The 25,817-nt window shown below is 60.9% G+C and carries 29 protein-coding genes; 14 read left to right on the top strand and 15 right to left on the bottom strand.

All coding sequences use genetic code 11. The annotated features are described in order from the left end of the window. The first annotated feature begins 167 nt into the window (after positions 1–167). From rpmI to pheT, 8 genes are all read left to right on the top strand, one after another. Positions 168–368, top strand: coding sequence for a 50S ribosomal protein L35 (gene rpmI / locus RBB32_RS03895; RefSeq protein WP_073036992.1), 201 nt, complete (start codon positions 168–170; stop codon positions 366–368). Between the two features lie 19 nt (positions 369–387). After that, positions 388–753 (top strand): 50S ribosomal protein L20, encoded by a 366-nt coding sequence (gene rplT, locus RBB32_RS03900; RefSeq protein ID WP_154151261.1) that lies wholly within the window; start codon positions 388–390, stop codon positions 751–753. 240 nt (positions 754–993) lie between these two features. Beyond that, positions 994–1,152 carry a hypothetical protein gene (locus RBB32_RS03905; protein ID WP_306151370.1) on the top strand — a complete coding sequence of 53 codons (159 nt, stop codon included), beginning with the start codon at positions 994–996 and terminating at the stop codon, positions 1,150–1,152. A gap of 34 nt (positions 1,153–1,186) precedes the next feature. Next, positions 1,187–2,071 carry a fatty acid desaturase gene (locus tag RBB32_RS03910; RefSeq protein ID WP_306151371.1) on the top strand — a complete coding sequence of 295 codons (885 nt, stop codon included), beginning with the start codon at positions 1,187–1,189 and terminating at the stop codon, positions 2,069–2,071. A gap of 67 nt (positions 2,072–2,138) precedes the next feature. Then, complete coding sequence (gene pheS, locus RBB32_RS03915; RefSeq protein ID WP_306151372.1) at positions 2,139–3,212, top strand: phenylalanine--tRNA ligase subunit alpha; 1,074 nt, start codon at positions 2,139–2,141, stop codon at positions 3,210–3,212. 374 nt (positions 3,213–3,586) lie between these two features. Then, positions 3,587–3,868, top strand: a complete 282-nt coding sequence (locus tag RBB32_RS03920; RefSeq protein WP_306151373.1) for a YrhK family protein — start codon at positions 3,587–3,589, stop codon at positions 3,866–3,868. A gap of 46 nt (positions 3,869–3,914) precedes the next feature. Further along, positions 3,915–4,094, top strand: a complete 180-nt coding sequence (locus tag RBB32_RS03925) for a hypothetical protein (RefSeq protein ID WP_306151374.1) — start codon at positions 3,915–3,917, stop codon at positions 4,092–4,094. Between the two features lie 39 nt (positions 4,095–4,133). Then, on the top strand, positions 4,134–6,533 hold the full coding sequence (gene pheT, locus RBB32_RS03930; protein ID WP_306151375.1) for a phenylalanine--tRNA ligase subunit beta: 2,400 nt from the start codon (positions 4,134–4,136) through the stop codon (positions 6,531–6,533). Between the two features lie 3 nt (positions 6,534–6,536). Here pheT and RBB32_RS03935 read toward each other — a convergent pair whose 3' ends face one another. After that, a complete protein-coding gene (locus RBB32_RS03935) occupies positions 6,537–6,992 on the bottom strand; it encodes a hypothetical protein (protein WP_306151376.1) in 456 nt (151 codons plus the stop codon). Between the two features lie 132 nt (positions 6,993–7,124). Between RBB32_RS03935 and RBB32_RS03940 the strand changes: the two genes are divergently transcribed. The 3 genes from RBB32_RS03940 (at position 7,125) to RBB32_RS03950 (ending at position 9,422) form a co-directional block, all read left to right on the top strand. Beyond that, positions 7,125–7,574, top strand: a complete 450-nt coding sequence (locus tag RBB32_RS03940) for a YtoQ family protein (protein WP_306151377.1) — start codon at positions 7,125–7,127, stop codon at positions 7,572–7,574. 124 nt (positions 7,575–7,698) lie between these two features. After that, positions 7,699–8,505 (top strand): mechanosensitive ion channel family protein, encoded by an 807-nt coding sequence (locus tag RBB32_RS03945; protein WP_306151378.1) that lies wholly within the window; start codon positions 7,699–7,701, stop codon positions 8,503–8,505. A 137-nt stretch (positions 8,506–8,642) separates the two neighbouring features. After that, positions 8,643–9,422, top strand: coding sequence for an ion transporter (locus RBB32_RS03950; protein ID WP_306151379.1), 780 nt, complete (start codon positions 8,643–8,645; stop codon positions 9,420–9,422). A 5-nt stretch (positions 9,423–9,427) separates the two neighbouring features. On the opposite strand, the gene RBB32_RS03955 is transcribed toward RBB32_RS03950, so the two are convergent. Next, positions 9,428–10,357, bottom strand: coding sequence for an ABC transporter ATP-binding protein (locus tag RBB32_RS03955; RefSeq protein WP_306151596.1), 930 nt, complete (start codon positions 10,355–10,357; stop codon positions 9,428–9,430). A gap of 74 nt (positions 10,358–10,431) precedes the next feature. Here RBB32_RS03955 and RBB32_RS03960 point away from each other — a divergent pair, with 74 nt between their 5' ends. Beyond that, positions 10,432–10,620 carry a zinc-finger domain-containing protein gene (locus RBB32_RS03960; RefSeq protein WP_306151380.1) on the top strand — a complete coding sequence of 63 codons (189 nt, stop codon included), beginning with the start codon at positions 10,432–10,434 and terminating at the stop codon, positions 10,618–10,620. Positions 10,621–10,673: 53 nt separating this feature from the next. After that, entirely contained in the window at positions 10,674–13,478 is a 2,805-nt protein-coding gene (polA, locus tag RBB32_RS03965) for a DNA polymerase I (RefSeq protein WP_306151381.1), read from the top strand. A gap of 3 nt (positions 13,479–13,481) precedes the next feature. Here polA and RBB32_RS03970 read toward each other — a convergent pair whose 3' ends face one another. The 8 genes from RBB32_RS03970 to RBB32_RS04005 form a co-directional block, all read right to left on the bottom strand. Next, entirely contained in the window at positions 13,482–14,255 is a 774-nt protein-coding gene (locus tag RBB32_RS03970; protein WP_306151382.1) for a LamB/YcsF family protein, read from the bottom strand. A 10-nt stretch (positions 14,256–14,265) separates the two neighbouring features. Next, a complete protein-coding gene (locus RBB32_RS03975) occupies positions 14,266–15,273 on the bottom strand; it encodes a biotin-dependent carboxyltransferase family protein (RefSeq protein WP_306151383.1) in 1,008 nt (335 codons plus the stop codon). Next, complete coding sequence (locus tag RBB32_RS03980; protein WP_306151384.1) at positions 15,270–16,025, bottom strand: allophanate hydrolase subunit 1; 756 nt, start codon at positions 16,023–16,025, stop codon at positions 15,270–15,272. Before RBB32_RS03980 ends, RBB32_RS03975 begins: the two co-directional genes overlap by 4 nt. A gap of 39 nt (positions 16,026–16,064) precedes the next feature. Continuing rightward, a complete protein-coding gene (locus RBB32_RS03985) occupies positions 16,065–17,348 on the bottom strand; it encodes a TRAP transporter large permease (RefSeq protein ID WP_306151385.1) in 1,284 nt (427 codons plus the stop codon). Then, a complete protein-coding gene (locus RBB32_RS03990; RefSeq protein WP_371931010.1) occupies positions 17,348–17,848 on the bottom strand; it encodes a TRAP transporter small permease subunit in 501 nt (166 codons plus the stop codon). The genes RBB32_RS03985 and RBB32_RS03990 overlap by 1 nt, the downstream gene beginning before the upstream one ends. A 71-nt stretch (positions 17,849–17,919) precedes the next feature. Continuing rightward, a complete protein-coding gene (locus RBB32_RS03995; RefSeq protein WP_306151387.1) occupies positions 17,920–18,951 on the bottom strand; it encodes a TRAP transporter substrate-binding protein in 1,032 nt (343 codons plus the stop codon). Between the two features lie 34 nt (positions 18,952–18,985). After that, the gene (locus tag RBB32_RS04000) at positions 18,986–19,804 is read right to left on the bottom strand and encodes a putative hydro-lyase (protein ID WP_306151388.1); all 819 of its coding nucleotides are present in this window, start codon (positions 19,802–19,804) and stop codon (positions 18,986–18,988) included. Positions 19,805–19,886: 82 nt separating this feature from the next. Beyond that, on the bottom strand, positions 19,887–20,774 hold the full coding sequence (locus RBB32_RS04005) for a LysR family transcriptional regulator (protein ID WP_306151389.1): 888 nt from the start codon (positions 20,772–20,774) through the stop codon (positions 19,887–19,889). A 157-nt stretch (positions 20,775–20,931) separates the two neighbouring features. Here RBB32_RS04005 and RBB32_RS04010 point away from each other — a divergent pair, with 157 nt between their 5' ends. Further along, entirely contained in the window at positions 20,932–21,345 is a 414-nt protein-coding gene (locus RBB32_RS04010) for a universal stress protein (protein WP_306151390.1), read from the top strand. 167 nt (positions 21,346–21,512) lie between these two features. On the opposite strand, the gene RBB32_RS04015 is transcribed toward RBB32_RS04010, so the two are convergent. From RBB32_RS04015 to RBB32_RS04035, 5 genes are all read right to left on the bottom strand, one after another. Then, on the bottom strand, positions 21,513–21,980 hold the full coding sequence (locus RBB32_RS04015; RefSeq protein WP_306151391.1) for an Hsp20 family protein: 468 nt from the start codon (positions 21,978–21,980) through the stop codon (positions 21,513–21,515). Positions 21,981–22,116: 136 nt separating this feature from the next. Continuing rightward, positions 22,117–22,923 carry a serine protease gene (locus RBB32_RS04020; protein WP_306151392.1) on the bottom strand — a complete coding sequence of 269 codons (807 nt, stop codon included), beginning with the start codon at positions 22,921–22,923 and terminating at the stop codon, positions 22,117–22,119. A 57-nt stretch (positions 22,924–22,980) separates the two neighbouring features. Beyond that, positions 22,981–24,312: a glycolate oxidase subunit GlcF gene (glcF, locus tag RBB32_RS04025; RefSeq protein WP_306151393.1), complete on the bottom strand. Its 1,332-nt coding sequence runs from the start codon at positions 24,310–24,312 to the stop codon at positions 22,981–22,983. Then, positions 24,313–24,678: a hypothetical protein gene (locus RBB32_RS04030; RefSeq protein ID WP_306151394.1), complete on the bottom strand. Its 366-nt coding sequence runs from the start codon at positions 24,676–24,678 to the stop codon at positions 24,313–24,315. Then, positions 24,675–25,814 (bottom strand): FAD-binding protein, encoded by a 1,140-nt coding sequence (locus RBB32_RS04035; RefSeq protein ID WP_371931011.1) that lies wholly within the window; start codon positions 25,812–25,814, stop codon positions 24,675–24,677. Before RBB32_RS04035 ends, RBB32_RS04030 begins: the two co-directional genes overlap by 4 nt. Between the last annotated feature and the right edge of the window lie 3 nt (positions 25,815–25,817).

Here is a 25,817-nt window from a genome sequence, read left to right on the forward strand (position 1 = left end):
ATGCGGGCGGTCTTGGTCGATGCGCTTGGTCAACACTGGCGCGCATACGGATTTCCGCTTGCCAAGACAGCGTCACGCGCGTATATGGCGCCTCTGTCTGCGGGACCGGCCTAAGTGGCATGCCGAGTCGCGCATAACGACCGACCCGAACTAAGAAGGAGCCGGAAATGCCCAAGATGAAGACGAAGTCGAGCTGCAAAAAGCGGTTCAAGGTCACAGCCAATGGCAAGATCAAAACCGGCCAGGCCGGTAAGCGCCACGGCATGATCAAGCGTACCAACAAGTTCATCCGCGATGCCCGTGGTACCACGGTAATGTCCGAGGCAGACGCCAAGATCGTCCGCCCGATGATGCCCTATTCCCGCTAAGGCCAAGGAGAACTGACATATGGCACGCGTTAAAGGTGGGACAGTAACCCACGCCCGTCACAAGAAAGTCACCAAAGCCGCAAAAGGCTATTATGGCCGTCGCAAGAACACCTTCAAGGTGGCGCGTCAGGCCGTCGACAAGGCCAACCAGTACGCCACGCGCGACCGCAAGAACCGCAAGCGTAATTTCCGTGCGCTGTGGATCCAGCGGATCAACGCCGCCGTGCGCGCCCATGACGAAGCGCTGACATACTCGCGCTTCATCAATGGCCTGAACCTGGCCGGTATCGAAGTGGACCGTAAGGTTCTGGCCGATCTCGCCGTTCGCGAGCCGGCCGCTTTCGGCGCCATCGTCGACCAGGCAAAAAGCGCCCTGGCCCAATAAGCCAGTCGCACGAGGGACGACAAAAAGCGCCGTCGGGACCAACCCGGCGGCGCTTTTCATTGCCCTGCTCCAAAGCGTTTCGCCCGACGTGCGTGCCGCGGGGGCAAGGCACACCGCTTTGGGCGGAAATGTGGCCGACACCACGGCAGAATTCTTGGAAACGCCCAATTAACACCAGATTCGCCTTGCATCTTTCACCCTAGCAAATGCCCACGAGGCTTGGACAACAGGAGCGACGCAATGCCCTTCGATGCCAGTAACGATCAACACCGGTTTCCGAGTGAAAAGGCCCGCCGCCTGCTTGAGGCGCATGACCGCGAGGTCAACGGTGGCAAAGCCAGCGGCCAATGTAACGAACGCGTCAAACCGGCCTGCAACACCTTCGTCGACGCCGCGTGACAAGGCCGTGACCCCGGCATAAACTATCCGGGTCATGGATCACAAAACCCTCGTTTCCACGATTCAAACCGAAGATCTGGCCCGGCTCAACGCCCGGTCGGACGCCCCCGGCCTGCGACATCTCGCGGGCCATTCTGCCTTGATCGTGGGCTTCGCGATCTGGATCGCCATGGGCTGGCCGCTCTGGCAACTGGCGCTTTTGGGGCAGGGGGTTGCGATCTGTTTCCTGTTCACCCTCGAACATGAGGCCACCCACAAAACCCCTTTCGCCACCGCCTGGCTTAACGAATGGGTGGGGCGTATCACCGGCTTCCTGATCCTCAACCCGTTCGAATGGTTCCGCTATTTCCACCTTGCCCATCATCGCCACACCAATATCCCCGATAAAGACCCCGAGCTTCTTTCGGGCGCCAAGCCCGAAACATGGCCCGCCTACCTGACCCATATCAGCGGCCTGCCTTATTGGTGGGGCATGGCGCGGCAAACCCTCGGCAATGTCCTTGGCCACGATCCGGGCGATTACACCCCGAAACGCGCCCACGCCCGTATCCGGTTCGAGGCGTGCGTGATGCTTGCGGGTTATGCGCTCTGCGTCCTTACCCTGCTTGTTACCCCCTTGCTTTTCTGGGTCTGGATCCTGCCTTGCCTTCTGGGTCAGCCGTTCCTGCGGCTTTACCTTCTGGCCGAGCATGGCCGCTGTGCCTTTGTCGCCAATATGCTGGAAAACACCCGCACCACCTTTACCAACCGCGTTGTGCGCTTTCTGGCGTGGAACATGCCCTATCATGTCGAACACCACAGCCTGCCACAGGTGCCCTTTCACCAGCTTCCCGCGCTGCATGAGCACATGAAAGGCCACCATCGCGTCACCGCCGATGGTTACGCCCGCTTTACCGCCGATTATCTGCGCGGCCTCTGACCCCAAGCACCTTGTCTCACCCGTCCCAAAGGTATAGCAGAGCGCCCAAGACCAAAGGGATAGGCTCATGGACGACCTCAGAGACAAGTACCTTGCCGCCATCGCGAATGCGGGCGACGAATCCACCCTCGAAGGCCTGCGCGTGCAGGCCGTCGGCAAGAAGGGTGAGATCAGCCTGAAAATGCGCGAGTTGGGCAAGATGACCCCCGAGGAACGGCAGGTCATGGGCCCCAAGCTCAACGCCCTCAAGGACGAGATCAACAGCGCCCTTGCCGCCAAGAAGCAGGCGCTCTCCGATGCTGCGCTTGATGAACGTCTGCGCGCCGAATGGCTGGATGTCACTCTGCCCGCCCGCTCCCGCCGCATGGGCACGATCCACCCGGTCAGCCAGGTCACCGAGGAGGTCACCGCGATCTTTGCCGACATGGGCTTTGCCGTGGCCGAAGGCCCGCAGGTGGAAAGCGATTGGCACAATTTCGACGCGCTCAACATCCCCGGCCACCATCCCGCAAGGGCCGAGATGGACACCTTCTACATGCACCGTGCCGAAGGCGACAACCGCCCGCCGCATGTGCTGCGGACCCATACCTCGCCGGTGCAAATCCGCTCGATGGAGGCGCAGGGCGCGCCCATCCGCGTGATCTGCCCGGGCCGCGTCTATCGCGCCGACTATGACCAGACCCACACGCCGATGTTCCATCAGGTCGAGGGGCTGGCGATTGATAAAGACATCTCCATGGCCAACCTGAAATGGGTGCTGGAGGAGTTCTGCCGCGCGTTTTTCGAGGTTGACGGGGTCGAACTGCGCTTCCGCGCCTCGCACTTTCCGTTCACCGAACCCTCGGCCGAGGTCGACATTCGCTGCTCATGGGCCGATGGCACCTTGAAAATCGGCGAAGGTGACGACTGGCTCGAAATCCTCGGCTCCGGCATGGTGCACCCCAAGGTGCTGATGGCGGGTAACATCGACCCGGCGGCATGGCAGGGCTTTGCCTTCGGCATGGGCATCGACCGGATCGCCATGCTGAAATACGGCATCCCCGACCTGCGCGCGTTTTTCGATTCCGATCTCCGCTGGCTGCGCCACTATGGCTTTGCCTCGCTGGACCAGCCGACGTTGCACGGTGGGTTGAGCCGCTAAGGCTTCCATCAAGCGCCGTATGTCGCGGAATCAAGGGCCGCAGGCCCGCCGCGCCAAAGCCGATGCGCCCCGTCGCCCCAAAGGGGCGCCGACATGATGGGGGCACGCCTTCGGCGTGACGCGGCGGCTTTTTGGCAACCACAGAGCACCGCCAACGGTTCTACGGACACGGCCACCATAAAGCACCATAGCCCCTACGCACCAATCGCCCCCGCGCGCGTCGTCTTTGGCGCGGCTTTCATGCACCTTCGCCGGAATTTTGAAAAAATTCCGGACCGTTTTCTTTTCAAGAAAACGCGCCCGATGTCCCACTTGCCTCTTCTATCTCAACCCGCCACCTTCGAAAGAAACTTTATCCAACCCGGAGTCCCGCCATGCGCCTGTTCTCACATGAAGCCCGCCAGCGCAGCGCCGATACCCGCCGCGTCTTTGCCGCCTATGAGATCGCCCATACCGTGGCCGATTTCATCGCCGCGATTTCCTTTCTGGTCGGCTCGATCCTGTTCTTCTGGCCCGAGTACGAGACAACGGCGATATGGTTGTTCGTTGTCGGCTCGGTTTTCTTCTGCCTCAAGCCATCGCTTCGGCTGGCCCGCGAGGTACAGCTTTGGCGCATGGGCAAGATTGATGAACTGGCAAACCGCGCGCGGGAGTGATCGGCGGGTTTTGTACAAAAGTCACTATGTTCTGTACGTTCTGTACATGGATTGCTCCCGTGCCTTGGCGGTCGTTTCGGTTGGCACCATGGACCCGGATATCATTCGTCGTGCAGGGCAGGGGGCGTTGCCCCCTCTTGGCCTTTGGCCAATTCACCCCGAGGATATTTTCGGCCAGAAGAAAGGGAATTGGCTTGGGGTTTTCCCGGTCATTCATATGGGCTAAACGTCCCCGGAACCCTTGTTTATCCGTGGATGAAAGCCGATGAAATTCACCCTGTCGTGGTTGAAAGACCATCTTGAGACCGAGGCCAGCGTGGCCGAGATCGCCGAGGCCCTGACCGATCTGGGCCTTGAGGTGGAAGAGATTTCCAACCCCGCCGAACGGCTTTCCGAGTTTACCATCGGCAAGGTGGTCTCCGCCGAGAAACACCCCGACGCCGACAAGCTTAAGGTCTGCCAGGTCGAGACCGACGACGGCCAGACTCAGATCATCTGTGGCGCCCCCAATGCCCGCGAGGGTATCACCGTGGTTGTCGCCAAGCCCGGTGTCTATGTGCCTGGAATCGATACAACAATTGGCGTTGGCAAGATCCGCGGGATCGAAAGCTACGGGATGATGTGCTCCGAGCGCGAGATGGAGCTTTCCGAGGAACACGATGGCATTATCGAGCTGCCCTCGGGCGAGGTGGGCGAGAGGTTCACCGATTGGCTGGCGGTCAATGATCCGGCCAAGGTCGACCCGGTGATCGAGATCGCCATTACCCCCAACCGCCCCGATGCGCTTGGCGTGCGGGGTATCGCGCTTGATCTCGCGGCGCGCGGGCTTGGCACGATGAAGCCCGCGCCGGAGGCGCAGGTCGAGGGCCAATTCCCTTGCCCGATCACCGTGACGATTGATGAAGACACGCGCGACAGCGGCTGCGAGGTTTTTGCCGGGCGCTTGATCAAGGGCGTCAAGAACGGCCCTTCGCCCGAATGGCTTCAGGATCGCCTGCGCGCCATCGGTTTGCGCCCTATCTCGGCGCTTGTGGATGTGACCAATTTCTTCACCTTCGACCGCAACCGTCCCTTGCATGTCTTCGATGCCGACAAGGTCACCGGTGACCTGCGGGTGCACCGCACCGATGGCGGCGAAACCCTGATGGGCTTGGACGAAAAGGAGTACACCTTCGGCCCCGGCCAAGTGGTGATTTCCGATGACACCGGCGTGGAAAGCATCGGCGGAATTATGGGCGGCCTTTCAACGGGTTGCACCGAAGAAACCACCAATGTCTTTCTTGAGGCTGCTGTCTGGGACCACGTGCAAATCGCCACCACGGGTCGCGCGCTCAAGATCAATTCCGACGCGCGCTATCGCAACGAACGCGGCATCGATCCGGGTTTCAACATGGAGGCGATCGAACTGGCCACCCGGATGATCGTTGATCTCTGCGGCGGTGAGCCGTCCGAGGTGGTCGTTGCAGGCGAAGTGCCCGATGTCAGCCGCGCCTACCGGCTTGATCCCGCGCGGGTGCAATCGCTGGTCGGAATGGACATCCCCGAGGCCGAACAACGCCAGACGTTGACGGCCCTTGGCTTCCGCCTTGAGGGCGACATGGCCCATGTGCCAAGCTGGCGCCCAGATGTCATGGGCGAGGCCGATCTGGTGGAAGAAGTGGCGCGGGTGGCCTCGCTGACCAAACTCGAAGGCAAGCCCTTGGCGCGTGTGCAGGTGGGTGTGCCCAAGCCGATCCTGAGCCCGATGCAACGCCGCGAACAGGCCGCGCGCCGCACCACGGCGGCCTTGGGCTATAACGAATGTGTCACCTACAGCTTCATTGATCGCGACAGCGCCGCGCGCTTTGGCGGCGGCGGTGATGCCACCATGCTGGCCAACCCGATCAGCTCGGAAATGAGCCACTTGCGCCCCGCCTTGCTTCCGGGGCTATTGCAGGCAGCGGCACGCAATCAGGCGCGCGGTCAGATGGATTTGGCGCTTTTCGAGGTCGGAAATGCCTTTCACGGGGGGGAGCCGACGGACCAGCATTTGCTTGTAAGCGGTTTGCTTGTCGGGCGCACCGGGCCCAAGGACGTGCATGGCGCTTCTCGGCTTGTAGACCTGTACGATGCAAAGGCGGATGCCGAAGCGGTGTTGTCGGCCATGGGGGCCCCCACCAAGGTGCAAATCCTGCGCGGGGCAAGGGAATGGTGGCACCCCGGGCGGCACGGCAAAATCTGCCTTGGACCCAAGAAGGTGCTGGGCATTTTCGGTGAACTTCACCCCCGGGTGCTGGAACAGATGGATGTCAAAGGGCCTGCCGTGGCCTTCACGCTTTTCCCCGCCGAAATCCCCCTGCCGCGCAAGAAGACCGCCTCGCGCGGGGCGATGACGGTCAGCGATTTGCAGGCGGTCGAACGTGACTTTGCCTTCGTCGTGGGGGCAGAGGTTGAGGCGCTGACACTGGTCAATGCCGCGGCCGGGGCCGACAAGGCGCTGATCGAAGACGTGCGCGTCTTCGATGAGTTCATCGGCGGCAGCCTTGGTGAGGGCAAGAAATCCCTCGCCGTCACGGTGCGTCTGCAACCCACCGACAAGACCCTGAAAGAAGCCGATATCGATGCGGTCTCGAAGAAGATCGTCGAGAAGGTTGAAAAGGCGACTGGCGGCACCCTGCGGGGCTAATCCTTATTGCGGCGGCGGCATGACGGTCAGCATGTCGCCGTTGCTCCACGTGACAGCCTCATAGCATAGCTGTGCGCCCGCGCCGCCGCACCACCCGCCATCGCGCGCGATCAACAGGATGGGCCGGCCATCCCATTCGATCATGCGCCAGCCTTCCGCCTGAAATCTCCAGCTTTTATCACCAACAATCGCGTGCAGCATACATCCGCCGCTACCGCAATACATCGAGGCCGCGGAACTGCAGGAAAACCGGCTTTCTTCCACCAGGGTATCAGCTTGGCCATCGCCGGTCAGGTCGATCTTTGTCACCGCATCCCCTTGCGCGAATTCCCCGTTTTCAAAGCTGGCACAGGTGTTTTCGGCGTTGTTCACGATCTGTGAAACAAGATCAGCCGCATGGCCGGGGCCAGGCAAAAGGCCAAGTGTCAAAAGCCCTGCGAACAGGTGCAACATGCGCATTGGGTATCTCCTTGAAATCGTAACCGAGTCCAAGCGTAGCACTGGTCGCCACTTGGCGGAAGCCTTTGGGTGACGTTGCAGGCCAAGCGCGTTATGTAGCGAAGAACGCAACATCAATCACCCGAGGACCGCATGACCCTGAACGTCTATCTTTCCGGCGAAATTCATACCGACTGGCGAGAACAAATCATCGAGGGGGCCAAGGGCCTTGATGTGACTTTCAAAAGCCCGGTCACCGATCATGGAGCCAGCGATGATTGCGGCGTGGCGATCCTTGGCGCCGAGGATGACAAGTATTGGCACGATCACAAGGGCGCCATGGTCAATGCCATCCGCACCCGCAAGGGTATCGCCGATGCCGATGTCGTGGTCGTCCGCTTCGGTGAAAAGTACAAGCAATGGAACGCCGCCTTCGATGCGGGCTATGCTGCGGCCCTTGGCAAATCGTTGATCATCCTGCAACAACCTGAACACGACCACGCCTTGAAAGAGGTTGATGCCGCCGCCCTTGCCATGGCGAGAGAGCCTGTGCAGGTGGTGCAAATCCTGCGCTATGTTCTGGACGGCAGTTTGCCGGGGTGAACCGCATCCGCATGCGGGGAAATCCTTGACAAAAGACCCCTAGAGGGCAGGGTTCATGCGATGTATTCGCGCATCTGGAAGCGGGCGGCATTGGGCCGACGCAACATAAATTCTGGGGGCTTTGATGGAAGCAATTATGGATTCGATGGGCGCTTATGCGCCTTTGGTTATCAACGCGGTGAAGGCGCTTGTCGTCCTGATCATCGGCTGGATGGTCGCCGGCATGGTCAGCGGCCTTGTCCGCCGCAAGGTCAACGCAAACGAGAATATCGACAACACGCTTGGCAATTTCGTGGCCTCCATCGTGAAATGGGTCATCCTGATCATGGTGCTTGTGGCGGTGCTGGGCATCTTCGGGATCGAGGCGACGTCGCTTGTCGCGGTTCTGGGTGCTGCGACCTTGGCCATCGGTCTTGCCCTGCAAGGCACGCTTAGCGATCTGGCGGCAGGTTTCATGCTGATCCTGTTCCGGCCCTATAAACTGGGCCAGTATGTCGATATCGGCGGCACGGCAGGCACGGTCAAGGACCTCAACCTGTTCATCACTGAACTGGTGACACCGGACAACGTGCAGATCATCGTCCCGAATGGTCAGGCTTGGGGCGCGATCATCACCAACTTTTCGCATCACGATACCCGTCGCGTGGATATGACCTTTGGCATCGACTATGGCGATGACGCCGACAAGGCCATGGGGATCATCCTCGATCTGGCCAAGGCCGACGCCCGCGTGCATGAAGACCCCGCCCCGTGGGTGCGCGTCACCAACCTTGGCGATAGCAGCGTGGATTTGACCGCGCGCCTCTGGTGCAACGCCGCGGATTACTGGGACCTGAAGTTCGAGATGACCAAGGCGGTCAAGGAAGCCTTCGACAAATCGGGCGTTTCGATCCCCTATCCCCATTCGGTGGAAATCAAGAAAGAGGGCTAAGATCCGCATATCGGTACCGGCGGTTCCGATCCCAACAACGGCCCGGCGCAGATTGCGCCGGGCCGTTTGTCGTTCGACGGCTTGCAGGCTGGTCCATTTCGCCCCATATCCTTGCGAAGGATTTACAGGGCCGAAACATGACATTTCGAGAGAAAATAGGCGCGGTCGTTGATCGGCGCGCGGTGCAGAATTTCATCCTTGGCGTTATCCTTTTCAACGCCGCCATCCTTGGGTTGGAAACATCGAAACCCGTGATGGAGATGGCCGGACCGCTGATCGTGATGCTCGACAAGATATGCCTTGCAATCTTCGTGGTCGAAATTGCCGCGAAGCTAACGGCGCGGGGTTTCGGCTTTTTCAGGCGCGGCTGGAACATCTTTGATTTCGTGATCGTCGGCATTTCGCTCATTCCGGCGGCACAGGGGCTTTCGGTGCTGCGCGCGCTGCGTATCCTGCGTTTGCTCAGGGTGCTGTCGGTTACACCGTCCCTGCGCCGCGTGGTCGAAGGGTTGATGAGCGCGCTCCCCGGCATGGGCTCGGTTTTCCTTCTGACCGGGCTGATTTTCTACATCGCCGCCGTGATGTCGACCAAGCTCTTTGGTGAGGCTTTCCCCGAATGGTTCGGCACACTCGGGCGCTCGGGCTACTCGCTGTTCCAGATCATGACGCTTGAATCGTGGTCCATGGGCATCGTCCGCCCGGTGATGGAGGTCTATCCCTATGCGTGGGTCTTCTTTGTGCCCTTCATCTTGGTTACGACCTTCGCCGTGGTGAACCTTGTCGTGGGTCTGATCGTGAACTCGATGCAGGATGCCCATCACGAAGAGGATGTCGAGAAAACCGACAGCTACCGGGACGAGGTCATGGCCCGGCTGGACCGGATCGAAGCGGCTATAAAGGCCCGGGATCAGGGGTGACGGCCTTACCGCGACCGGGTCAGTTCAAGGAAGACATCCTGCAAATCGGCTTGTTCGGTCTTCACATCGCGGATGCGGATGCCCGCGCCGCGCACCGCCTCCAGCACCGCCTCGGCCGAGGTTTCCCGTGCCTGATAACTGAGTGCCAATGACCCATCGGGCCGGGTTTCCACTTCGATTCCCGGCGCCTCGGGTAGGGTTTCGGGGGTCTTATCAGGCTGGATCACCATGCACTTTCCGTCCAGACGGCTTAGCAGGTTCGCCGTACTGTCGCGTGCCACCAAATCCCCCTGGTTGATGATCGCGATTTCGTCGCACATTTCCTCGGCCTCTTCGAGGTAATGGGTGGTCAGGATCACGGTCATGCCTTCGCGGTTCAAACGGCGCACGTTTTCCCACAACATCTGGCGCAACTCGATATCCACGCCCGCCGTCGGTTCGTCCAGCACCAGAACATGCGGCGTATGCACAAGCGCCTTGGCCAGCAAAAGCCGCCGCCGCATCCCGCCCGAAAGCGTCCGGGCATAGGCCTCGGCCTTGTCCTCAAGCCCGACAAGCCGAAGGATTTCATCGCTGCGCCGCTGCCTTTTCGGCACGCCATACAGGCCCGCCTGAACATCCAGGGCTCCGCGCGGGGTAAAGAAGGGATCAAGGTTCAATTCCTGCGGCATGACCCCGATAGAGGCGCGGCTTTGCCGGGGGTTCACATCCTGATCAAAGCCCCAGATCGTCACTTGCCCTTCGGTTTTCACCACCAGCCCGGCCAGAATATTGATCAATGTCGATTTGCCAGCCCCATTCGGCCCCAACAGACCGAAAACAGACCCTTGCGGGATATCCAGGTCCACACCTTTCAGCGCCTCTTTGACCGGTGCGCCCTTGCTTGCGGCATATGACTTGCGCAAGCCGCGTATTTCAATGGCGTTCTCGCCCATGGTCCCCTTGCCCCTGCCTTTCGGATCGCTCATATTCGGACCTAGTGGAAAGATCGGCAAAAGGAAACGCCCCGATGGTAACAAAGGCTCCGGAAAGCAAGCTAGTCGACAGCTATCGCGTCGCCTGTGACGGGGGCGAAGGGGCTTTGGGCCATCCGCGCGTATGGCTGCAGATCCCGCATGAAACGGGATACGTGGAATGCCCCTATTGCGATTGCAAATACATCCACCGCGATTTCGAAGGTACGGTCAGCGCAAGCTGATTTGCGCGCGCCGCGCCACGACTCAATAATTAAAGCCTGATGGGGGGCGGTCCATGTCTTTTGGAAAAGGATGCCACCTGCATCTGATTGATGGTTCGGCTTTCATCTTCCGCGCCTATCATGCGCTGCCGCCGCTTACCCGGAAATCCGATGGCATGCCGATCGGCGCGGTCTCGGGGTTCTGCAACATGTTGCAGCGGTATATCGACGGCAACAGCACCGGCAACGATGCCCCCACCCATATCGCGGTGATTTTTGACAAGGGCAGCCATACCTTCCGCAATGATCTTTACGATCAATACAAGGCCAACCGCGATGAAATGCCCGAGGATTTGCGCCCGCAAATTCCGCTGACCCGCCGCGCGACCGAGGCCTTCAACATCGCCTGCAAGGAAATCGAAGGGTACGAGGCCGACGATATCATCGCGACGCTTTCCTGTCAGGCGCGCGAGGCTGGCGGACGGGTGACCATCGTGTCCTCCGACAAGGACCTGATGCAGCTTGTCGGCGCCGGCGTGGAAATGTTCGACGCCATGAAAAACCGCCGCATTGATTCTGAAGGCGTGGAGGAAAAATTCGGCGTCACCCCTGACAAGGTCGTCGATGTGCAGGCCCTGGCGGGCGATAGCGTCGATAACGTGCCCGGCGCGCCGGGCATCGGGATCAAAACCGCGGCCCTTCTGATCAATGAATTCGGCTCTCTGGAAGAGCTTTTGAACCGCGCCGAGGAAATCAAACAACCCAAGCGCCGTGAAACCCTGATCGAGAAACGCGAACAGATCGAGCTGTCGAAGAAACTGGTGCAGCTTGATTGCGACACCCCGCTCGATTTCACGCTGGATGATCTGGACCTGCGCGATCCTGACCCCGACACCCTTCTGGGGTTCCTTGCGGAAATGGAGTTCCGTACGCTGTCCAAGCGTATCGCGGAAACCCTTGGGGCCGAGGTACCGGTCATTCCCGATACCAACCCCGCCGGGGCCGACCCGGTGGAAGAAGCGCCCGATTGGCCCGCCATCGACCCCGAAAAATACGAGCGTGTCTCGGACATGAAGGCGCTTGAGGCGTGGATCGACCGGATCAAGGCGCGCGGATACGTTGCCGTCGATACCGAGACCACATCGCTCAATGAAATGCAGGCATTGTTGGTTGGTATCTCGCTCAGCGTTGAACCGGGGCAGGCGTGCTACATCCCGCTTGGCCACCGTGACGGGGCGACGGATGACTTGTTCAGTACCGATGCCCTCGCGGACGGGCAATTGCCGATGGATCAGGCGCTCAAGGCGCTGAAACCCGTGTTTGAGGATGATGCCATCCTCAAGATCGGGCAGAACATGAAATACGACGCCAAGATTTTCGCCCGCCACGATATCGCCGTCGCGCCGATTGATGACACGATGCTTATGTCCTACGCGCTGAATTCCGGCATCCATGGGCACGGCATGGATACGCTGTCGGAACGTTACCTCAGCCATACGCCGATCCTGATCAAGGAGCTTCTGGGCAGCGGCAAATCCGCCATCACCTTTGACCGCGTGCCAATTGACGACGCGGTGAAATATGCCGCCGAAGATGCCGATATCACCCTGCGCCTTTGGATGACGTTCAAACCGCAATTACATCAGGAAAAGGTGACCACGGTTTACGAAACCCTCGAACGCCCCCTCTCGCCCATCCTGGCCCGGATGGAGCGTAACGGCATCAAGGTGGACCGCGAGACCCTGTCGCGCATGTCCGGCAAGTTCGCCCAGAAGATGGCCGAACTGGAAGAAGAAATTCACGGGCTGGCAGGCCGCAAGTTCAACGTCGGCTCGCCCAAGCAGTTGGGCGAAATCCTGTTCGACGAGATGGGCCTTGAAGGCGGCAAGAAGGGGAAAACCGGGGCCTATGCCACCGGCGCGGATGTGCTGGAGGATCTGGCGACTGAGCATGACCTGCCGGCGCGGGTGCTGGATTGGCGGGCGCTGTCCAAGCTCAAATCCACCTACACCGACGCGCTTCAGGATCATATCGACCCCGACACAGGCCGCGTGCATACATCCTATGTGCAAACCGGGGCCAGCACCGGGCGCTTGGCCTCGACCGACCCCAACCTGCAAAACATCCCGGTCCGAAGCGAAGAAGGCCGCCGTATCCGCGAGGCTTTTGTCGCGGAGAAGGGCAACCGCCTTGTCAGCCTTGACTATTCACAGATCGAATTGCGCATTCTGGCCCATGTCGCGGGCATCGACGCGTTAAGAGAGGCCTTCCGCGAGGGGCAGGATATTCACGCCATGACCGCCTCGGAAATGTTCGACGTCCCGATGGACGAGATGACACCGGAAATTCGCCGTCAGGCCAAGGCCATCAACTTCGGTGTGATCTACGGCATTTCCGGCTTTGGGCTTGCCCGTAACCTGCGCATCCCGCGCAAAGACGCGCAGGGCTTCATTGACCGCTATTTCGAACGCTTCCCCGGCATCAAGGCCTACATGGACGAGACCGTGGGCTTCGCCAAGGAACACGGCTTTGTTCAAACCCTCTTTGGCCGCAAAATCCACACGCCCGAGATTTCCGCCAAAGGCCCGCGCGCCGGTTTTGCCAAGCGGGCGGCGATCAACGCGCCGATCCAGGGCACTGCCGCCGACATCATCCGTCGCGCCATGATCCGCATGCCCGACGCCATCGAAGGCCAGCCCGCCAAGATGTTGCTACAGGTGCACGACGAATTGATCTTCGAGGTGGCCGAAGGGGGCGTCGACAAACTGATCGACACCGCCCGCGAGGTTATGGAAGGCGCGGCCGACCCGGCGGTCAAGATCGACGTGCCGCTGGTGGTCGACGCAGGGCAAGGCGATAACTGGGCCGAGGCGCACTAAACCCTAAATCGGCGCGCCCTCGAAGGCCTTGAGCGTCACGCCATCCGCGTCAAGCGCCGTGCGCACCTGGGCCGCGATCTGTACTGCTTCGGTGGTATCGCCATGCAAGCAGATCGTGTCGATCCGGGTGGGAATATGCTTGCCGCTTTCGGTGATGATGGCCCCGGCGCCGACCATCTCGACCATCCGCTTGGCCGCTGCCGCCGCGTCGTGGATCACCGCGCCCGGCTGGCTGCGGTCCACCAGCGTTGCGTCGTCGTTATAGGCCCGGTCGGCAAAAATCTCGCAGGCCGCTTTGCATCCCAACTCCTGCACCGCGGCTTGTTGCGCGGTGCCTGCCAGAACCATGACGATGATGTCTGGATCCACCGAGAGCGCGGCCTCGTAACAGGCCCGTGCCATGGCTTTGTTTTCCGAGGCCATGTTCGCCAAGGCGCCGTGCAGCTTCAGGTGCCGCACTTCAGCCCCCTGTGCCCGCGCCATACCTTGCGCCGCACACAGTTGATAGCGCACGAGGTTTCCAAGGCTGTCCAAGGGCACATGCATCCGCCGCCGCCCGAAGCCCTGCAAATCGGGAAAGCCGGGGTGCGCGCCGATGCCGACCTTCTGTGCCTTGGCGGCCTGCATGGTGCGGGCCATCACATCCCAATCGCCCGCGTGCATCCCGCAGGCGATATTGGCCGAGGTTATGATACCCAAAAGCGCGGCGTCGTCCCCCATGGTCCAATCGCCAAAACTTTCACCCATGTCAGCGTTCAGATCGACAGTACGTGTCATGAAACCCCTCTCAAATGTCATTGCCAGCGGTCACACCGCTGATCAGTTGATAGGCCAGCAAATCGCGCATTTCATGCGGGTTGCGAACCAAAGGTTGGCGTTGCGCGCGAAGGCTGTCGCGGTGCCTGGCCGCGCGGGCCTCGGCCTCGACGGCGTCCTCCAGCGTGACAAACCGGAACCGGAGCGACGCCCCGGGTGCAGCCTGGACCACCTTGGGCAAATCGCAAGGCAGGACCGTACAGATGCGCGGATATCCCCCGGTCGTCTGGCACTCACTCAGCAGCACGAAAGGCGTCCCATCGCCGGTGATCTGTATGTCGCCCGGCACGACAACTTCGGACAGTACGCTTAACCCGGCATCGCTATGAAACCCCTCGGCCCCGTTCAGGCGAACACCCATCCGGCTGCCGCGTGTGTCGCGATGAAACTCGGCACTTTCAAAGCGGGCAATCTGGTCTGAGCCGAAGAAATCGGTTTGCAGGCTGGGTACAACGCGCACCGTCCCTCCCTCGAACCGGGGCTCCACGGAAAGGCATTGGTTGGTCCCATGCCCGGGGTCTTCCCCCACCGGCAAGACATCTCCCGCCGCAACAGCCTTGCCCAAGCCTGCCGCCAAATGCGCACTACGCGCTTCAAGGGTCTCGGGCGTGTCAAATCCACCGCCGACATGCAGGTACCCATAGCTACCGGCCGACGCGCCCCCGATCACAAGGCGCGCGCCTTTTGGCAACTCGTGGCTGGCATGCCATGCGATCCGCTGTCCGTCGATGGCGGCGCGCATCGGTGCGCCTGTCAGGGCGATGCGTATATCCTCGCTGGCCTCGAATTCGCCGCCCATACCGGCCATTTCAAGCGCAGCGGTCCGGCCATCCTGTGCTAGAAGGGCGGCCCCTTCGGCCATGGCCAATCGGTCGGCGGCCCCCCCTTGCGAAAGGCCAAAGCCAAGGTAACCGGGGCGGCCCATGTCCTGTACGGTGACCCCCGGCCCAGCACGATGCACGATAAGCTCACGTGTCATTTCAATACCTCGGATGTGGCCCCGGCATCGGGGCCGCCCTCGCGCATGTTCTGCAATGTCTCGGCATCGGTGGGCGTGAACAGAACCTCGTCGCCGGGGCGCAGCACGAAAGGCACCTCACTGTCAGGGCGAAACAGGCGAAACCCCGTCTGCCCGATATGCCGCCACCCCGTTGGTGTACTGACCGAGAACAAGACCAACTGCCGGATCGCCACGGTCAGGGCCCCTTCGGGCACCCGCTCGGTCAGTTCGGTCTGCCGGGGAATATCCCATGCTTCGTCCAACTCGCCCAGATAGGGTTGTCCGGCGGCAAAGCCGATGGTCTGCACCCGCACTTGGGTTGACGAAATCGAGGTGACCGCCTCTTTCGCCGTCATCCCGGCCGCCTGTGCGGCCTCCTCCAGTTGCGGAGCCAGATCGGTGCCAAAGACCGTGGGGATGCGCCACAGCTTGCGGCCCTCGGGCAACGCCGCCTGATACCAATCCCGGTCGCTTGTCAGCTTTGCCAACCGTGCCTGCAAATCGGCGTGCGGCAGGTGCAAGGGATCAAACCGCAGATAGGCCGAGACCAGGGAGGTTGAACATTCCTCGACCCCATCCCACGACAACCGCTCCAGTTCAGCGCGCAGGGCAAGGGCCGCGCGGTTGGCCGGTTCGCTCAGCCTCTGCCCGAAACTGACCAGCATGCCATCCACACCCACGGTATGGATGCGGGGCCAGTCGTCACGCATATCTGTCTTGGCAGGCGTCATCGGCTTGCTGTCCTTCGGTTCAACGTCGTTCGGTTTCGTCTACTGCAAGGCACCGGGCAGATACAGGGCGATCTGAGGAAAGGCGATCAGGGCGACCGCCATCAACAGCATGGCCATGACATAGGGAACGGCCCCCAACATGACCTCGCTCATTTTGCCCGATTGTCGCGCGCCTTGCACCACGTAAAGGTTCAGACCCACGGGCGGCGTGATCAGGGCCATTTCGATCAACACGATCATCAGGATACCGAACCAGATCGGATCATAGCCCATCTCAACCACCAAGGGCACGATGATCGGGATCGTCACCACCATCAGCGACAGGGTCTCGATAAAGAAGCCAAGCACGATGTAGATGCCGACAATCACCAAGATCGTCATCAGGGGCGTCAGGCCAAGCCCGTCAAGGAACTGCCTGAGTTCGTTGCCCAAGCCCGCCGAGGCCAGCGTGAAATTGAGGAACGAGGCCCCAAGCACCACCAGCATGATCATCGAGGTGATCTTCACCGTGCCAAGGATGCTTTCATAGAACATCCTTGTTGAGACCCCGCCAAAAACCGCCGCGATCACCACGGCCCCGGCCACGCCCACGGCGGCGGCCTCGGTCGGGGTGGCCCAGCCTTTGTAGATCGTGCCGATGATGACGGTGAAAAGCAGGATGATGGGGATCAGATGCACAAGGGCGCGCAGCATCTCGGCCATCGGGAACATCCGGCGCTCACCGCCCAGATCGGGCCGGATTATGCATATAATCGCGGTAATCACGATAAAACCAACGGCAAGGCCGATACCCGGGACAAGCCCGGCCAGGAACAACTGCGGGATCGAGGTTTGGGTCAGGAACCCGTAAACGATCAGGTTGATCGAGGGCGGGATCATGATGCCAAGTGTCCCCCCCGCGGCAATCGCACCCGAAAACAGCTTGGGATCATAGCCCAGCTTCTCGGCCTGTGGCATGGCCACCGTCGCCACCGTCGCCGCCGTGGCGACCGAGCTGCCCGAGGTGGCCGAAAACATCGTCGCCGTGGCGACATTGGCGTGCACCAAGCCACCGGGCAGCCATGAAATCCACTTATCAAGCGCGGCATAGGTCCGCGCGGCCACCCCGCTGCGCACAAGGATTTCGCCCAGCATCACGAAGAACGGAATGGCGATCAGCGTGGCGTTATTCGAGGTCGACCAGACCATATTGCCAAGCCCCCGGATCAACGGGAATGGGCTAAAGAAAGTATCGACGCCAAAACCAAGCAGGAACAGCACGATGCCAACCGGAATCGACAGGCTCAGAAGCGCCAGAAGGCCGATAGAGACATAACCGATCATCACACCGACTCCTCTTCGCCAAACGCGCCGATGGCGGCCTCGCTGGCGCCGAATTTACCCTGCGCCACCAGCATCAGTGCGGCCAGGAACGTCAACCAGGACATCGCCGCGAACCAGACCCAGCCGGCAAACCACGGCAGGTGGACCGTCCAAAGCAATGTCTCAAGCGGGGTATTGGCGCGCGATCCCATGGAAAGCGACCGGTCCAGTACCGGCCATGCCTTCACGGCGATCAAGGTTACGACCCCGCCCAGAACCAGCATGGAAAACAGATCGAATACCGCCCGGCCCTTGGGGCCGGTGCGGCTACGCAACAAATCAATTCGGACATGGCCCAATTCCATCAGCGCAAACCCCATGCCCCACGACGTGGCAATCGCCATGGCATAGCCGCTGATTTCATCGGTTCCTCCGAATGAGGACCCCACCTGCCGCAGAACGATATCGGCCAAAACAAAGGCGGCACAGATCAACAGCATGACGCCAACCAGGACAGCCACGCCGCGATTAAGCCGCTTCAAACTCTTCAAAATACGTTCCGCCATGGTGGGGCCCTCACTCATTGGTTGGCTTACTCGATGGTCACGCCAACGACCTCGCCAACCGATCCGTTCCAGCGCTCGGCCCAATCACCGCCCGCGCGCTCGGCCCAGTCCGGCAGCACTTCACCAATCAGGATATCGCGCGCCTTTTGGAAATCCGCGTCCGAGACATCGACCAAGGTCATGTCGCGTGCGTCACCGGCCGGGCAGTCGCCATTGCCGGTCAGGCAGGCGATATCGTTCACAAGCGCGTCTTGCGCCGCGTCCCACGCGGGCTCTTCGAACTCGGTTTTGATCTGGGTGCTGATCAATTCCTGGGTCTCGGCATCAAGGCTGTTCCACTTTTCCATATTCATGGCCGTGACAACCGAATCCCAGCCCCCCAGCGGGATCGCCATCAGGTGCGTGGAAACCTCCCACCACCCGGCGCTGTAACCCGAACCGGCCCCGGTCACGGCGCAATCCACAACGCCCTTCTGCAAGGCCCCCGGCACTTCCGAGAAGCTGACGTTGACACCCTCGGCGCCCAAGGCCTCAAGGAATTTCGCGGTCATCCGGCCCGAGGCGCGCACTTTCTTGCCTTCAAGGTCGGCCAGCTCGTTCACCTCGGCGTTACAGAAAACCACCTGCGGCGGATAGGGCGCAATGGCCAGAACCTTGCTGTTGAAGGTATCGCGGTAAATGTCATCCACCATCGGGCGGGCGGCATCGACCATGGCGCGCGCCTCATCCGCCGTCAGCGCCAGAAGCGGCACGTCGAGGCCCTCCAAAGCGGGCTGATCGGCCACGGCGTAATCGGCCACGGTCATCGCCACGTCGTAAACGCCATCGCCCAACAGGCGGAAGACATCGGCCACGCCAAGGTTCATCTGGCCGTGGGTGGTCAGCGATACGTCGATCTCGCCGCCCGAGGCTTCGGGCAGCGTTTCGGTCCAGAAGGGTTCTTCGAACTGCTTATGCAACGGCAGGCCTGACCAGCTGCCCACAACTGAAAGGTCCTCGGCCGCGACGGGGGCGGCCATCAATGCGGCCACGGCCGCGGTTCCAAGCATATGTTTCATGTCATCTCTCCTTGTTGGATTCTTGTTTCGGTCTTCAATCTTGGTGCCTTATCACCGGCACCTCGGCATCCTCGGTCACATCCGTGATCAGCATGTGACCGGGCTTATGGGTTATGCAAAGCGGCAGCTTTGCTTGTTCGACGGCCACCTGTGGCGTGACCCCGCAGGCCCAGAAAACAGGCACCTCACCGGCGCCAACCGGCGCGGGGTCGCCCCAATCGGGCCGTGCGACATCGGCAATGCCAATCGCCCCCGGGTCGCCCACATGTATCGGCCCGCCATGGGCCAGCGGATAGCGCCGGGAAATGCGGGTCACTTCGGCCACGCGATCCTCGGGGATGGCGCGCATACTCACCACCATCGGCCCGCCAAACCGCCCTGCTGGCACGGTCTCAATCGAGGTGCGGAACATCGGCACGGTGGTGTCGTTCTGGATGTGCCAAAGCGGAATGCCCGCCGCCTGAACCGCATGTTCAAAGGTAAACGAACAGCCCAAGGCAAAGGCCACCATGTCGTCCTGCCACAGGTCGGAAATATCCGTCACCGACTCCGAGTGTGTACCATCACGGTAAAGATTATAACCGGGGACGTCGCGCCGAATGTCGATGTCTTGCCCCATGGTCTGCATCATCGGGTTGCCGGTGTCCGACACGCCTGTCAGGGGGCAGGGCTTGGGGTTGCGCTGACAGAAGCGCATGAAATCAAGGGCGTGGGCCTCGGATAGGATCACCACGTTGGCCTGCAGGCACCCCGCGCCAAGCCCGGCGGTATGCCCTGTGTATTGGCCGCCACGAATGGCCGCCCGCACCTGTGCGGCCCCAAGGTCTTTCAGGTCACGATATGTGGCAGCCAAATTTGCGGTCCTCCTGAGTCGCAAGGATTGCCCGAGGTCTACATAAATACAAATCGAATAAAATTACCCAAAGGGATAAAAACTATTTATCTCTTTCAAACTCGATCGCGACGTCTTGCGCCATCTGGGCCGCCTTGGTCACCATTTGACTGCGCGGCTCTCCCATGTAAGAGGCCGAAAAGCGCAAGGGCGCCGGGGTCCACCCCGGATCGAATTCAACGATCTTGCCTTGTGCGACATAGCCCGCCCCAAGCGCCCGTGGCAGGGCGGCCACCCCAAGCCCGGCTTCGACCAGCCGAAAACAGGCTGACAGGGACGAGGACGGAAAAAGCGGAATGCCCGGCCCCTCGCGCTGAAAAAGCGCGGCCTTCAATTCCCGGTAGGGGCGGGTGTTACGGGCATAGGTGATCACGGGGCGGTCGAAATACCCGCCCTTACCCTTTGCCTGTTCTGCCGCCCGGTACCACGCCAGGTCAAACCCCGGCAGGTCAACATTATCCACCGAATATTCCGAGATCGGCCCCAAAAGCATCGCAAGGTCTATTTCACGATCCAGAAGGCCCGCCCGCAGGGTCATCGAGATATCGACATTGATCTCGATCTCCAGCTTGGGAAATTCCTCGTGCAGGCGGGCGATGAATTCTGGCAGCCAACATTGCGCGATGGTTTCCGACACACCTAACCGCAAATGTCCCTCGGTGCCGGACGGGTCGATCACGTCGCGCTCCAGCAACTCGCCCAGTTGCTCGAACTGTTCGGCATGGCGCAGCAAAAGCTCGCCCCGTTTTGTCAGGCGCAGGCCCGCGCCCGTCCGGTCAAACAGGTCTGCCGCAAGGCTTTGTTCAAGATTGCGAATACGTGTCGTAACGGCGGGTTGCGTCAGGTGCAGCGCCTGGGCGGCTTTGCCGACACCTCCCATCCGCACAACCGACAAAAACGTGCGCAACTGTTCTAGATTGATTCGTGACATGCCGTCAGCTTAGCGGCCCTGTCCCGCGCCGCGAGTTATTTCCACTCGAACGCCACTTTGCCGTTTTTGCCCGAAACCATGACGCCCACAGTCAAAAGCAAGCTCACAATTGATATATCCGGGTGCATCCTGACCTTGCGCAAACCAAAGGTGCGATATGTCCCGCGAAACCAAGTTGATCCTATGCCCCGTCAACCTTCGTCACGTCAAAGTCGAATACAATGCTTATGCAGAAGCGGTCGAAATGGCCCAAAGACGCGGGGCGAAACTGATCGTTGCCACCGTGGCGCCCGAGATCGAGCGCAACCTGAACATTTATAACTCCGATAAATATTGGGGCGAGGAACTCAGGAAATTCGTCGCGGCCCACCCCGCCGAAGGGGTCGAGGTCGAATACATCGTGCGCAAAGGGGCGACGCACCGGCAGATTGTCAAACTGGCGGATGAGCGCAATGTCGATGTGGTCGTGATGGAATCGGCAAACCCCAAGGTTTCTGATTACCTGCTTGGCACAACGGCCAGCCATGTCGTCACGCATGCCGAATGCTCGGTCTACGTGGTGCGTTCCTGACCCATGAAATCACAAAGCCCGGCCGTTTCCCGGCCGGGCCATCTTCGCTACAGGATCAGGCGTTTAAAGCGTTTCCAGTTATTATTGCATCAACAATACCCTGTCAGGCCTACGGCCTTCTCGGGACATTGGTGATGCAGCTTGATTCAAGGTAAACCGGAAACGCTCTAGTTGACGGCCTTGGCATCAACCACGTCTTTTTCCACCGCGTCGCCGCTGGCAATCTCGATACGGCGCGGTTTCAGGGCCTCGGGCACCTCGCGCACCAGATCAATATGCAGCATGCCATCGGCATGGCTTGCGCCGGTCACGCGCACATGGTCGGCCAGTTGGAACTTCCGCTCGAAGGCGCGCGTGGCGATGCCGCGATGCAGGAATGTCCGCTCCCCATCGTCCTCGGCCTTCTGGGCCGATACAACCAGCGCACCGTCTTTCACGTCCACCGATAGATCGCCCGCGGCGAAACCGGCAACGGCGATTGAAATGCGATAGGCATCATCGGCGGTTTTCTCGATGTTATACGGGGGGTAAGTGGGTTGCGTCATGTCACTCGACAAAACCCGGTCCATCATGTCGGCGATCTGGTCAAAGCCGACGGTTGCGCGGTAAAGCGGCGCAAGATCAAAGTTTCGCATTGGTCATCCTCCATTGAGCGATACCGATTTTGAGCCTTCCCATTCGGGACAGGCCGGTCACACCCGGCCCAATGAGGCGCCGGGATACTCAGGATTTGGGAAGGTCTTCGCGGGTTTTCAAGACCTGAGCGCGCGGTCAGGGCTTGGCAAATTTCGCCCCGGTTTGCCGGTCTTCACCCGTGGTAAAACGGCGCGGTGCCTTTTTGCTGCGAACGATCCGATTGTCGTCCAACTGGGCATAAAGAAGGTCCAAAGGCTGCTGAAGCTGGGTGCCCAAAGACACTTTGCGCCCTTCAAGCTCGGCCATGGCCGAGACCACGGAGACAACCCGCGGCTCGCCGGCCTCGAAGCTGAATATCGGCGCCCCGGACGAGCCGAAGTTCACATCGCACGACATGATCAACACCCCCTCCTGCCGCCCCATTACGTCGCAGACCTCCTGTAGTGACGGTGCCTCCGAACGATCCTTGGCGTAGGATACAATACCGATACGCTGCCCTTTGCGGGGGCGGATATCGGTTTTGAACGGGATCACCCGGGTGTTGCGGATCGGATGGTGCAATTCCAGAAGGGCCACGTCATTGCGCACCCGTTCCGTGGCCACCTTGTCGTTGTATTCATACTCGGGGTGGATGGCCACGCGCTTGACCCAGCGATAGGCCTCGGCCCGGCCATTGCGCCACCCGGCAAGGAATTCGACCTTTTCGTGATCGACACGCGCGCCGGTGCTTTTGTCGAAAAGACAATGCGCCGCCGTCAGGACCAGTTTCGGGGAAATCAACGCGCCGGTACAAAAGCCGCGCCCGGCAATATCAAGCCTGCCAACGGCCTGCCACATGCGGCTGTCGTCGCCGGTATCCAATCGCTCCAGCCGGCTGTTGTCGGCCCGGGCCGCGAAGGCAAGGCACAACACCGGAATGATCAGCAGGATGGATCGCAGCATGAGGCCCCCAAAAATTTCTAACCCTGAAGGGCGGGATATCATCGCTTTTAGGCGAAATTAGGGCGCGCGTCCAAGGTCGGGCACTTGCGGTGCGCTGTTGTGATCGGCGTTCAGGGCGGGGGGCCTTGGCCCACCCGTGGCCCAATCCAACAACTCGACGGTATGCACCACCGGCACCCCGGTGCCCGAGCCGATTTGAATCATGCAGCCAATGTTGCCCGCCGCGATGATATCGGGGCCTTTCGCCTCAAGCGTTTCGATCTTTCGCGCCTTGAGTTGCTTGGAAATCTCCGGCTGCATCAGGTTGTAGGTGCCCGCACTGCCACAGCACAGATGGCTGTCGGCCGGTTCCACCACGGCAAAGCCCGCCCGTTTCAGCAGGTCCTTCGGATAGGTCTTGATCTGCTGGCCATGCTGCAACGAACAGGCCGCGTGATAGGCCACCACCCGATCCTTGGCCGCGCCTTCGGGCAGGTCCAGTTGCATCAGCAATTCGCTGATATCCATGGCAATGCCCGACACCCGCGCGGCATCCTCGGCCAAAGCTTCGTTGCGGAACATATGGCCGTAATCCTTCACCGTCGTGCCACAGCCCGAGGTGTTGATCACGATGGCATCCAACCCCTCGCCATCCATCTCGGCGGCCCATGCGCGAATATTCTTGGCCGCGGTGCCGTGGCTTTCCCGCGTCTTGCCCATGTGATGGGTCAGCGCCCCGCAACAGCCCGCGCCTTCGGCCACGACCACCTCGCACCCCAACCGGGTCAAAAGGCGAATGGTGGCATCGTTGATATCGGTGTTCAGCGCCCTTTGCGCACACCCCGTCATCAGGGCCACGCGCTTGCGCTTTTCTCCCTTTGGCGCAAAAGCCTGCGGATCGTCGTTGCGCGATACCGGCGGCACCTGTTTCGGGGCCATTTCCAACATCGCCTTCAACCGCGCATCCGGCATCAGGAACGCAAAAGGCCGCCCGATCTTGGCCCCCAGAAGCGCCAAGCGAAACCGCCCCGGATAGGGCAGGATCTTCGACAGGATCCACCGCAAGGCGCGCTCCCCCACGGGCCGCTTGTAGCGCTCTTCGATATATTCCCGCGCGTGATCCACCAGATGCATGTAATGCACGCCCGACGGACAGGTCGTCATGCAGGCAAGGCAGGACAGGCACCGGTCGATATGCTTGACTGTCTTGGCATCCGGCACCCGGTTGTTTTCCAGCATATCCTTGATCAGGTAAATGCGGCCCCGGGGGCTGTCCAACTCATCGCCCAGAACCTGATAGGTGGGGCAGGTGGCGGTGCAAAACCCGCAATGCACACAGCTGCGCAAAATCTGGTTCGACCGTTCGATACTTGGGTCTTTCAACTGTTCTGCGGTGAATTCCGTTTTCATCTAGTCCGCCACCATTGTTGCCGCGTAAAGCCCGAACCAGGGCAGGGTTGTCGCCATTGCGCCAATGGCAAAAGCCGCGCGATGTGCATTGGCCGAGGTGACCTGCCGCCGCACCGCCAGCATGATCAGGGTCAGCATGCAAATCCACGCCATCCAGTAACAGAGTATGACCAAAAGCCCGATATGGGCCCCGGACAACGACAGCATCGCACCGTAATTCAAGGCCCCGTAGGCCAAGGCCATCAGGCCAATCGTCATGGCCCAAACGGTTATCATGTACCCGCGCGTCGCCGTCCGCCGCGATAACAGCAAAAAGGCGGCTGGCCCGCCCAGAAACACAACGGCAAAGATGACCCAAAGGTTCATGCGACGCGCCCCATCAGGCCCGGATTGAACACCCCCTTGGGATCGAACCTCTGGCGCAGCCCCGCTTCAATCGCCTCCACACCCGGCTTTGGCGGGTGAAAGGTGGCCACGGCATTGCGGCCCCGGACAAGCGTGGCATGGCCGCCCTTTTCGTCCACGGCGGCGCGGATGGCCTCGGCCTGACGGCCTTGGGGAACCTGCAGCCAGACAAGGCCACCGCCCCAGTCGTAAAGCGCCTCGCCCCCGTCGATCCGGGCCACGATGCCGGGCGCATCCGAAGGTTTCACCGACAGTTTCCAGACATCGCCTTGGGTGCCATGAAACGGCGCGACATCCCGGACGGCCTGCCAATCCGCCGAATTGCGCCCGGCATCGGGTTCAATCCGCACCGTCCCGGTATCCGACAACAGCCGTTCCAATTCACCGGTGCGATACCGCACCGAGGCATCCGACCCTTCGACGCGAATCATCGTGACCGGCGTGCCGTCTGGACCCTTTTGAAAATGCGCGGCGCCTGTCACCTCGAACGGGGTGGCAAGCGCCCGCGACAAGACCTTGACCGCCTCGTCATCCGAAAGCCCCTCGATCACAAGGCCCCCGGTGCAATGGGTCTGCGGCAGTACCTTCAGGGCCACTTCGCTCAGCACACCCAGCGTGCCCCATGATCCACACATCAGTTTGTTCAGATCATAGCCGGTGACGTTCTTCATAACCCGCCCGCCATTCTTCAGAATACGGCCCATGCCATCGACGAACCGCACGCCCAAAAGGCTATCGCGGCAGGCCCCCACCGAGGATACCCGCCTTGGCCCCGAGATATTGCCAGCCACCACGCCGCCAATCGTCGGCGTTCCGCTGGTGCCCAGAAGCCCGCGATGATCCATCGGCTCAAAAGCCAGCCTCTGGCCCTCCTTGGCCAAAGCGGCCTCGACCTCCTCAACCGGTGTTCCCGCCTGTGCCACAAGGGTCAGGGCCCCGGGCTCATAAAGGGTGACCCCGCTCAGCCCCGCGGTCGACAGGGTATCGCCGGCCTGGGGTGTTCCGATAGGCCGCGTGCCGCCGCCGATGATGCGCAAGGGGGCTTTGGCCCCGGTCACGATCTCGGATAGCTCTGCTTCGCTTTGGGGTGTCAGCATGGT

It is taken from the genome of Roseovarius sp. MMSF_3281 (assembly GCF_030733685.1).
In the GTDB taxonomy this organism is placed as follows: domain Bacteria; phylum Pseudomonadota; class Alphaproteobacteria; order Rhodobacterales; family Rhodobacteraceae; genus Roseovarius.

Coding starts and splice junctions, on each gene's coding strand:
- RBB32_RS03940 (WP_306151377.1), top strand. CDS start 7,125: ATGACCCTGAACGTCTATCTTTCCGGCGAAATTCATACCGACTGGCGA.
- RBB32_RS03960 (WP_306151380.1), top strand. CDS start 10,432: ATGGTAACAAAGGCTCCGGAAAGCAAGCTAGTCGACAGCTATCGCGTC.
- RBB32_RS03980 (WP_306151384.1), bottom strand. CDS start 16,025: ATGACGCCTGCCAAGACAGATATGCGTGACGACTGGCCCCGCATCCAT.
- rplT (WP_154151261.1), top strand. CDS start 388: ATGGCACGCGTTAAAGGTGGGACAGTAACCCACGCCCGTCACAAGAAA.
- RBB32_RS04030 (WP_306151394.1), bottom strand. CDS start 24,678: ATGAACCTTTGGGTCATCTTTGCCGTTGTGTTTCTGGGCGGGCCAGCC.
- pheT (WP_306151375.1), top strand. CDS start 4,134: ATGAAATTCACCCTGTCGTGGTTGAAAGACCATCTTGAGACCGAGGCC.
- RBB32_RS04010 (WP_306151390.1), top strand. CDS start 20,932: ATGTCCCGCGAAACCAAGTTGATCCTATGCCCCGTCAACCTTCGTCAC.
- RBB32_RS03910 (WP_306151371.1), top strand. CDS start 1,187: ATGGATCACAAAACCCTCGTTTCCACGATTCAAACCGAAGATCTGGCC.
- RBB32_RS03955 (WP_306151596.1), bottom strand. CDS start 10,357: ATGGGCGAGAACGCCATTGAAATACGCGGCTTGCGCAAGTCATATGCC.
- rpmI (WP_073036992.1), top strand. CDS start 168: ATGCCCAAGATGAAGACGAAGTCGAGCTGCAAAAAGCGGTTCAAGGTC.
- RBB32_RS03945 (WP_306151378.1), top strand. CDS start 7,699: ATGGAAGCAATTATGGATTCGATGGGCGCTTATGCGCCTTTGGTTATC.
- RBB32_RS04015 (WP_306151391.1), bottom strand. CDS start 21,980: ATGCGAAACTTTGATCTTGCGCCGCTTTACCGCGCAACCGTCGGCTTT.
- RBB32_RS03950 (WP_306151379.1), top strand. CDS start 8,643: ATGACATTTCGAGAGAAAATAGGCGCGGTCGTTGATCGGCGCGCGGTG.
- RBB32_RS03970 (WP_306151382.1), bottom strand. CDS start 14,255: ATGACACGTACTGTCGATCTGAACGCTGACATGGGTGAAAGTTTTGGC.
- pheS (WP_306151372.1), top strand. CDS start 2,139: ATGGACGACCTCAGAGACAAGTACCTTGCCGCCATCGCGAATGCGGGC.
- RBB32_RS03985 (WP_306151385.1), bottom strand. CDS start 17,348: ATGATCGGTTATGTCTCTATCGGCCTTCTGGCGCTTCTGAGCCTGTCG.
- RBB32_RS03905 (WP_306151370.1), top strand. CDS start 994: ATGCCCTTCGATGCCAGTAACGATCAACACCGGTTTCCGAGTGAAAAG.
- RBB32_RS04020 (WP_306151392.1), bottom strand. CDS start 22,923: ATGCTGCGATCCATCCTGCTGATCATTCCGGTGTTGTGCCTTGCCTTC.
- RBB32_RS04005 (WP_306151389.1), bottom strand. CDS start 20,774: ATGTCACGAATCAATCTAGAACAGTTGCGCACGTTTTTGTCGGTTGTG.
- RBB32_RS03925 (WP_306151374.1), top strand. CDS start 3,915: ATGGATTGCTCCCGTGCCTTGGCGGTCGTTTCGGTTGGCACCATGGAC.
- glcF (WP_306151393.1), bottom strand. CDS start 24,312: ATGAAAACGGAATTCACCGCAGAACAGTTGAAAGACCCAAGTATCGAA.
- RBB32_RS03935 (WP_306151376.1), bottom strand. CDS start 6,992: ATGCGCATGTTGCACCTGTTCGCAGGGCTTTTGACACTTGGCCTTTTG.
- RBB32_RS03975 (WP_306151383.1), bottom strand. CDS start 15,273: ATGACACGTGAGCTTATCGTGCATCGTGCTGGGCCGGGGGTCACCGTA.
- RBB32_RS03920 (WP_306151373.1), top strand. CDS start 3,587: ATGCGCCTGTTCTCACATGAAGCCCGCCAGCGCAGCGCCGATACCCGC.
- polA (WP_306151381.1), top strand. CDS start 10,674: ATGTCTTTTGGAAAAGGATGCCACCTGCATCTGATTGATGGTTCGGCT.
- RBB32_RS04035 (WP_371931011.1), bottom strand. CDS start 25,814: ATGCTGACACCCCAAAGCGAAGCAGAGCTATCCGAGATCGTGACCGGG.
- RBB32_RS03995 (WP_306151387.1), bottom strand. CDS start 18,951: ATGAAACATATGCTTGGAACCGCGGCCGTGGCCGCATTGATGGCCGCC.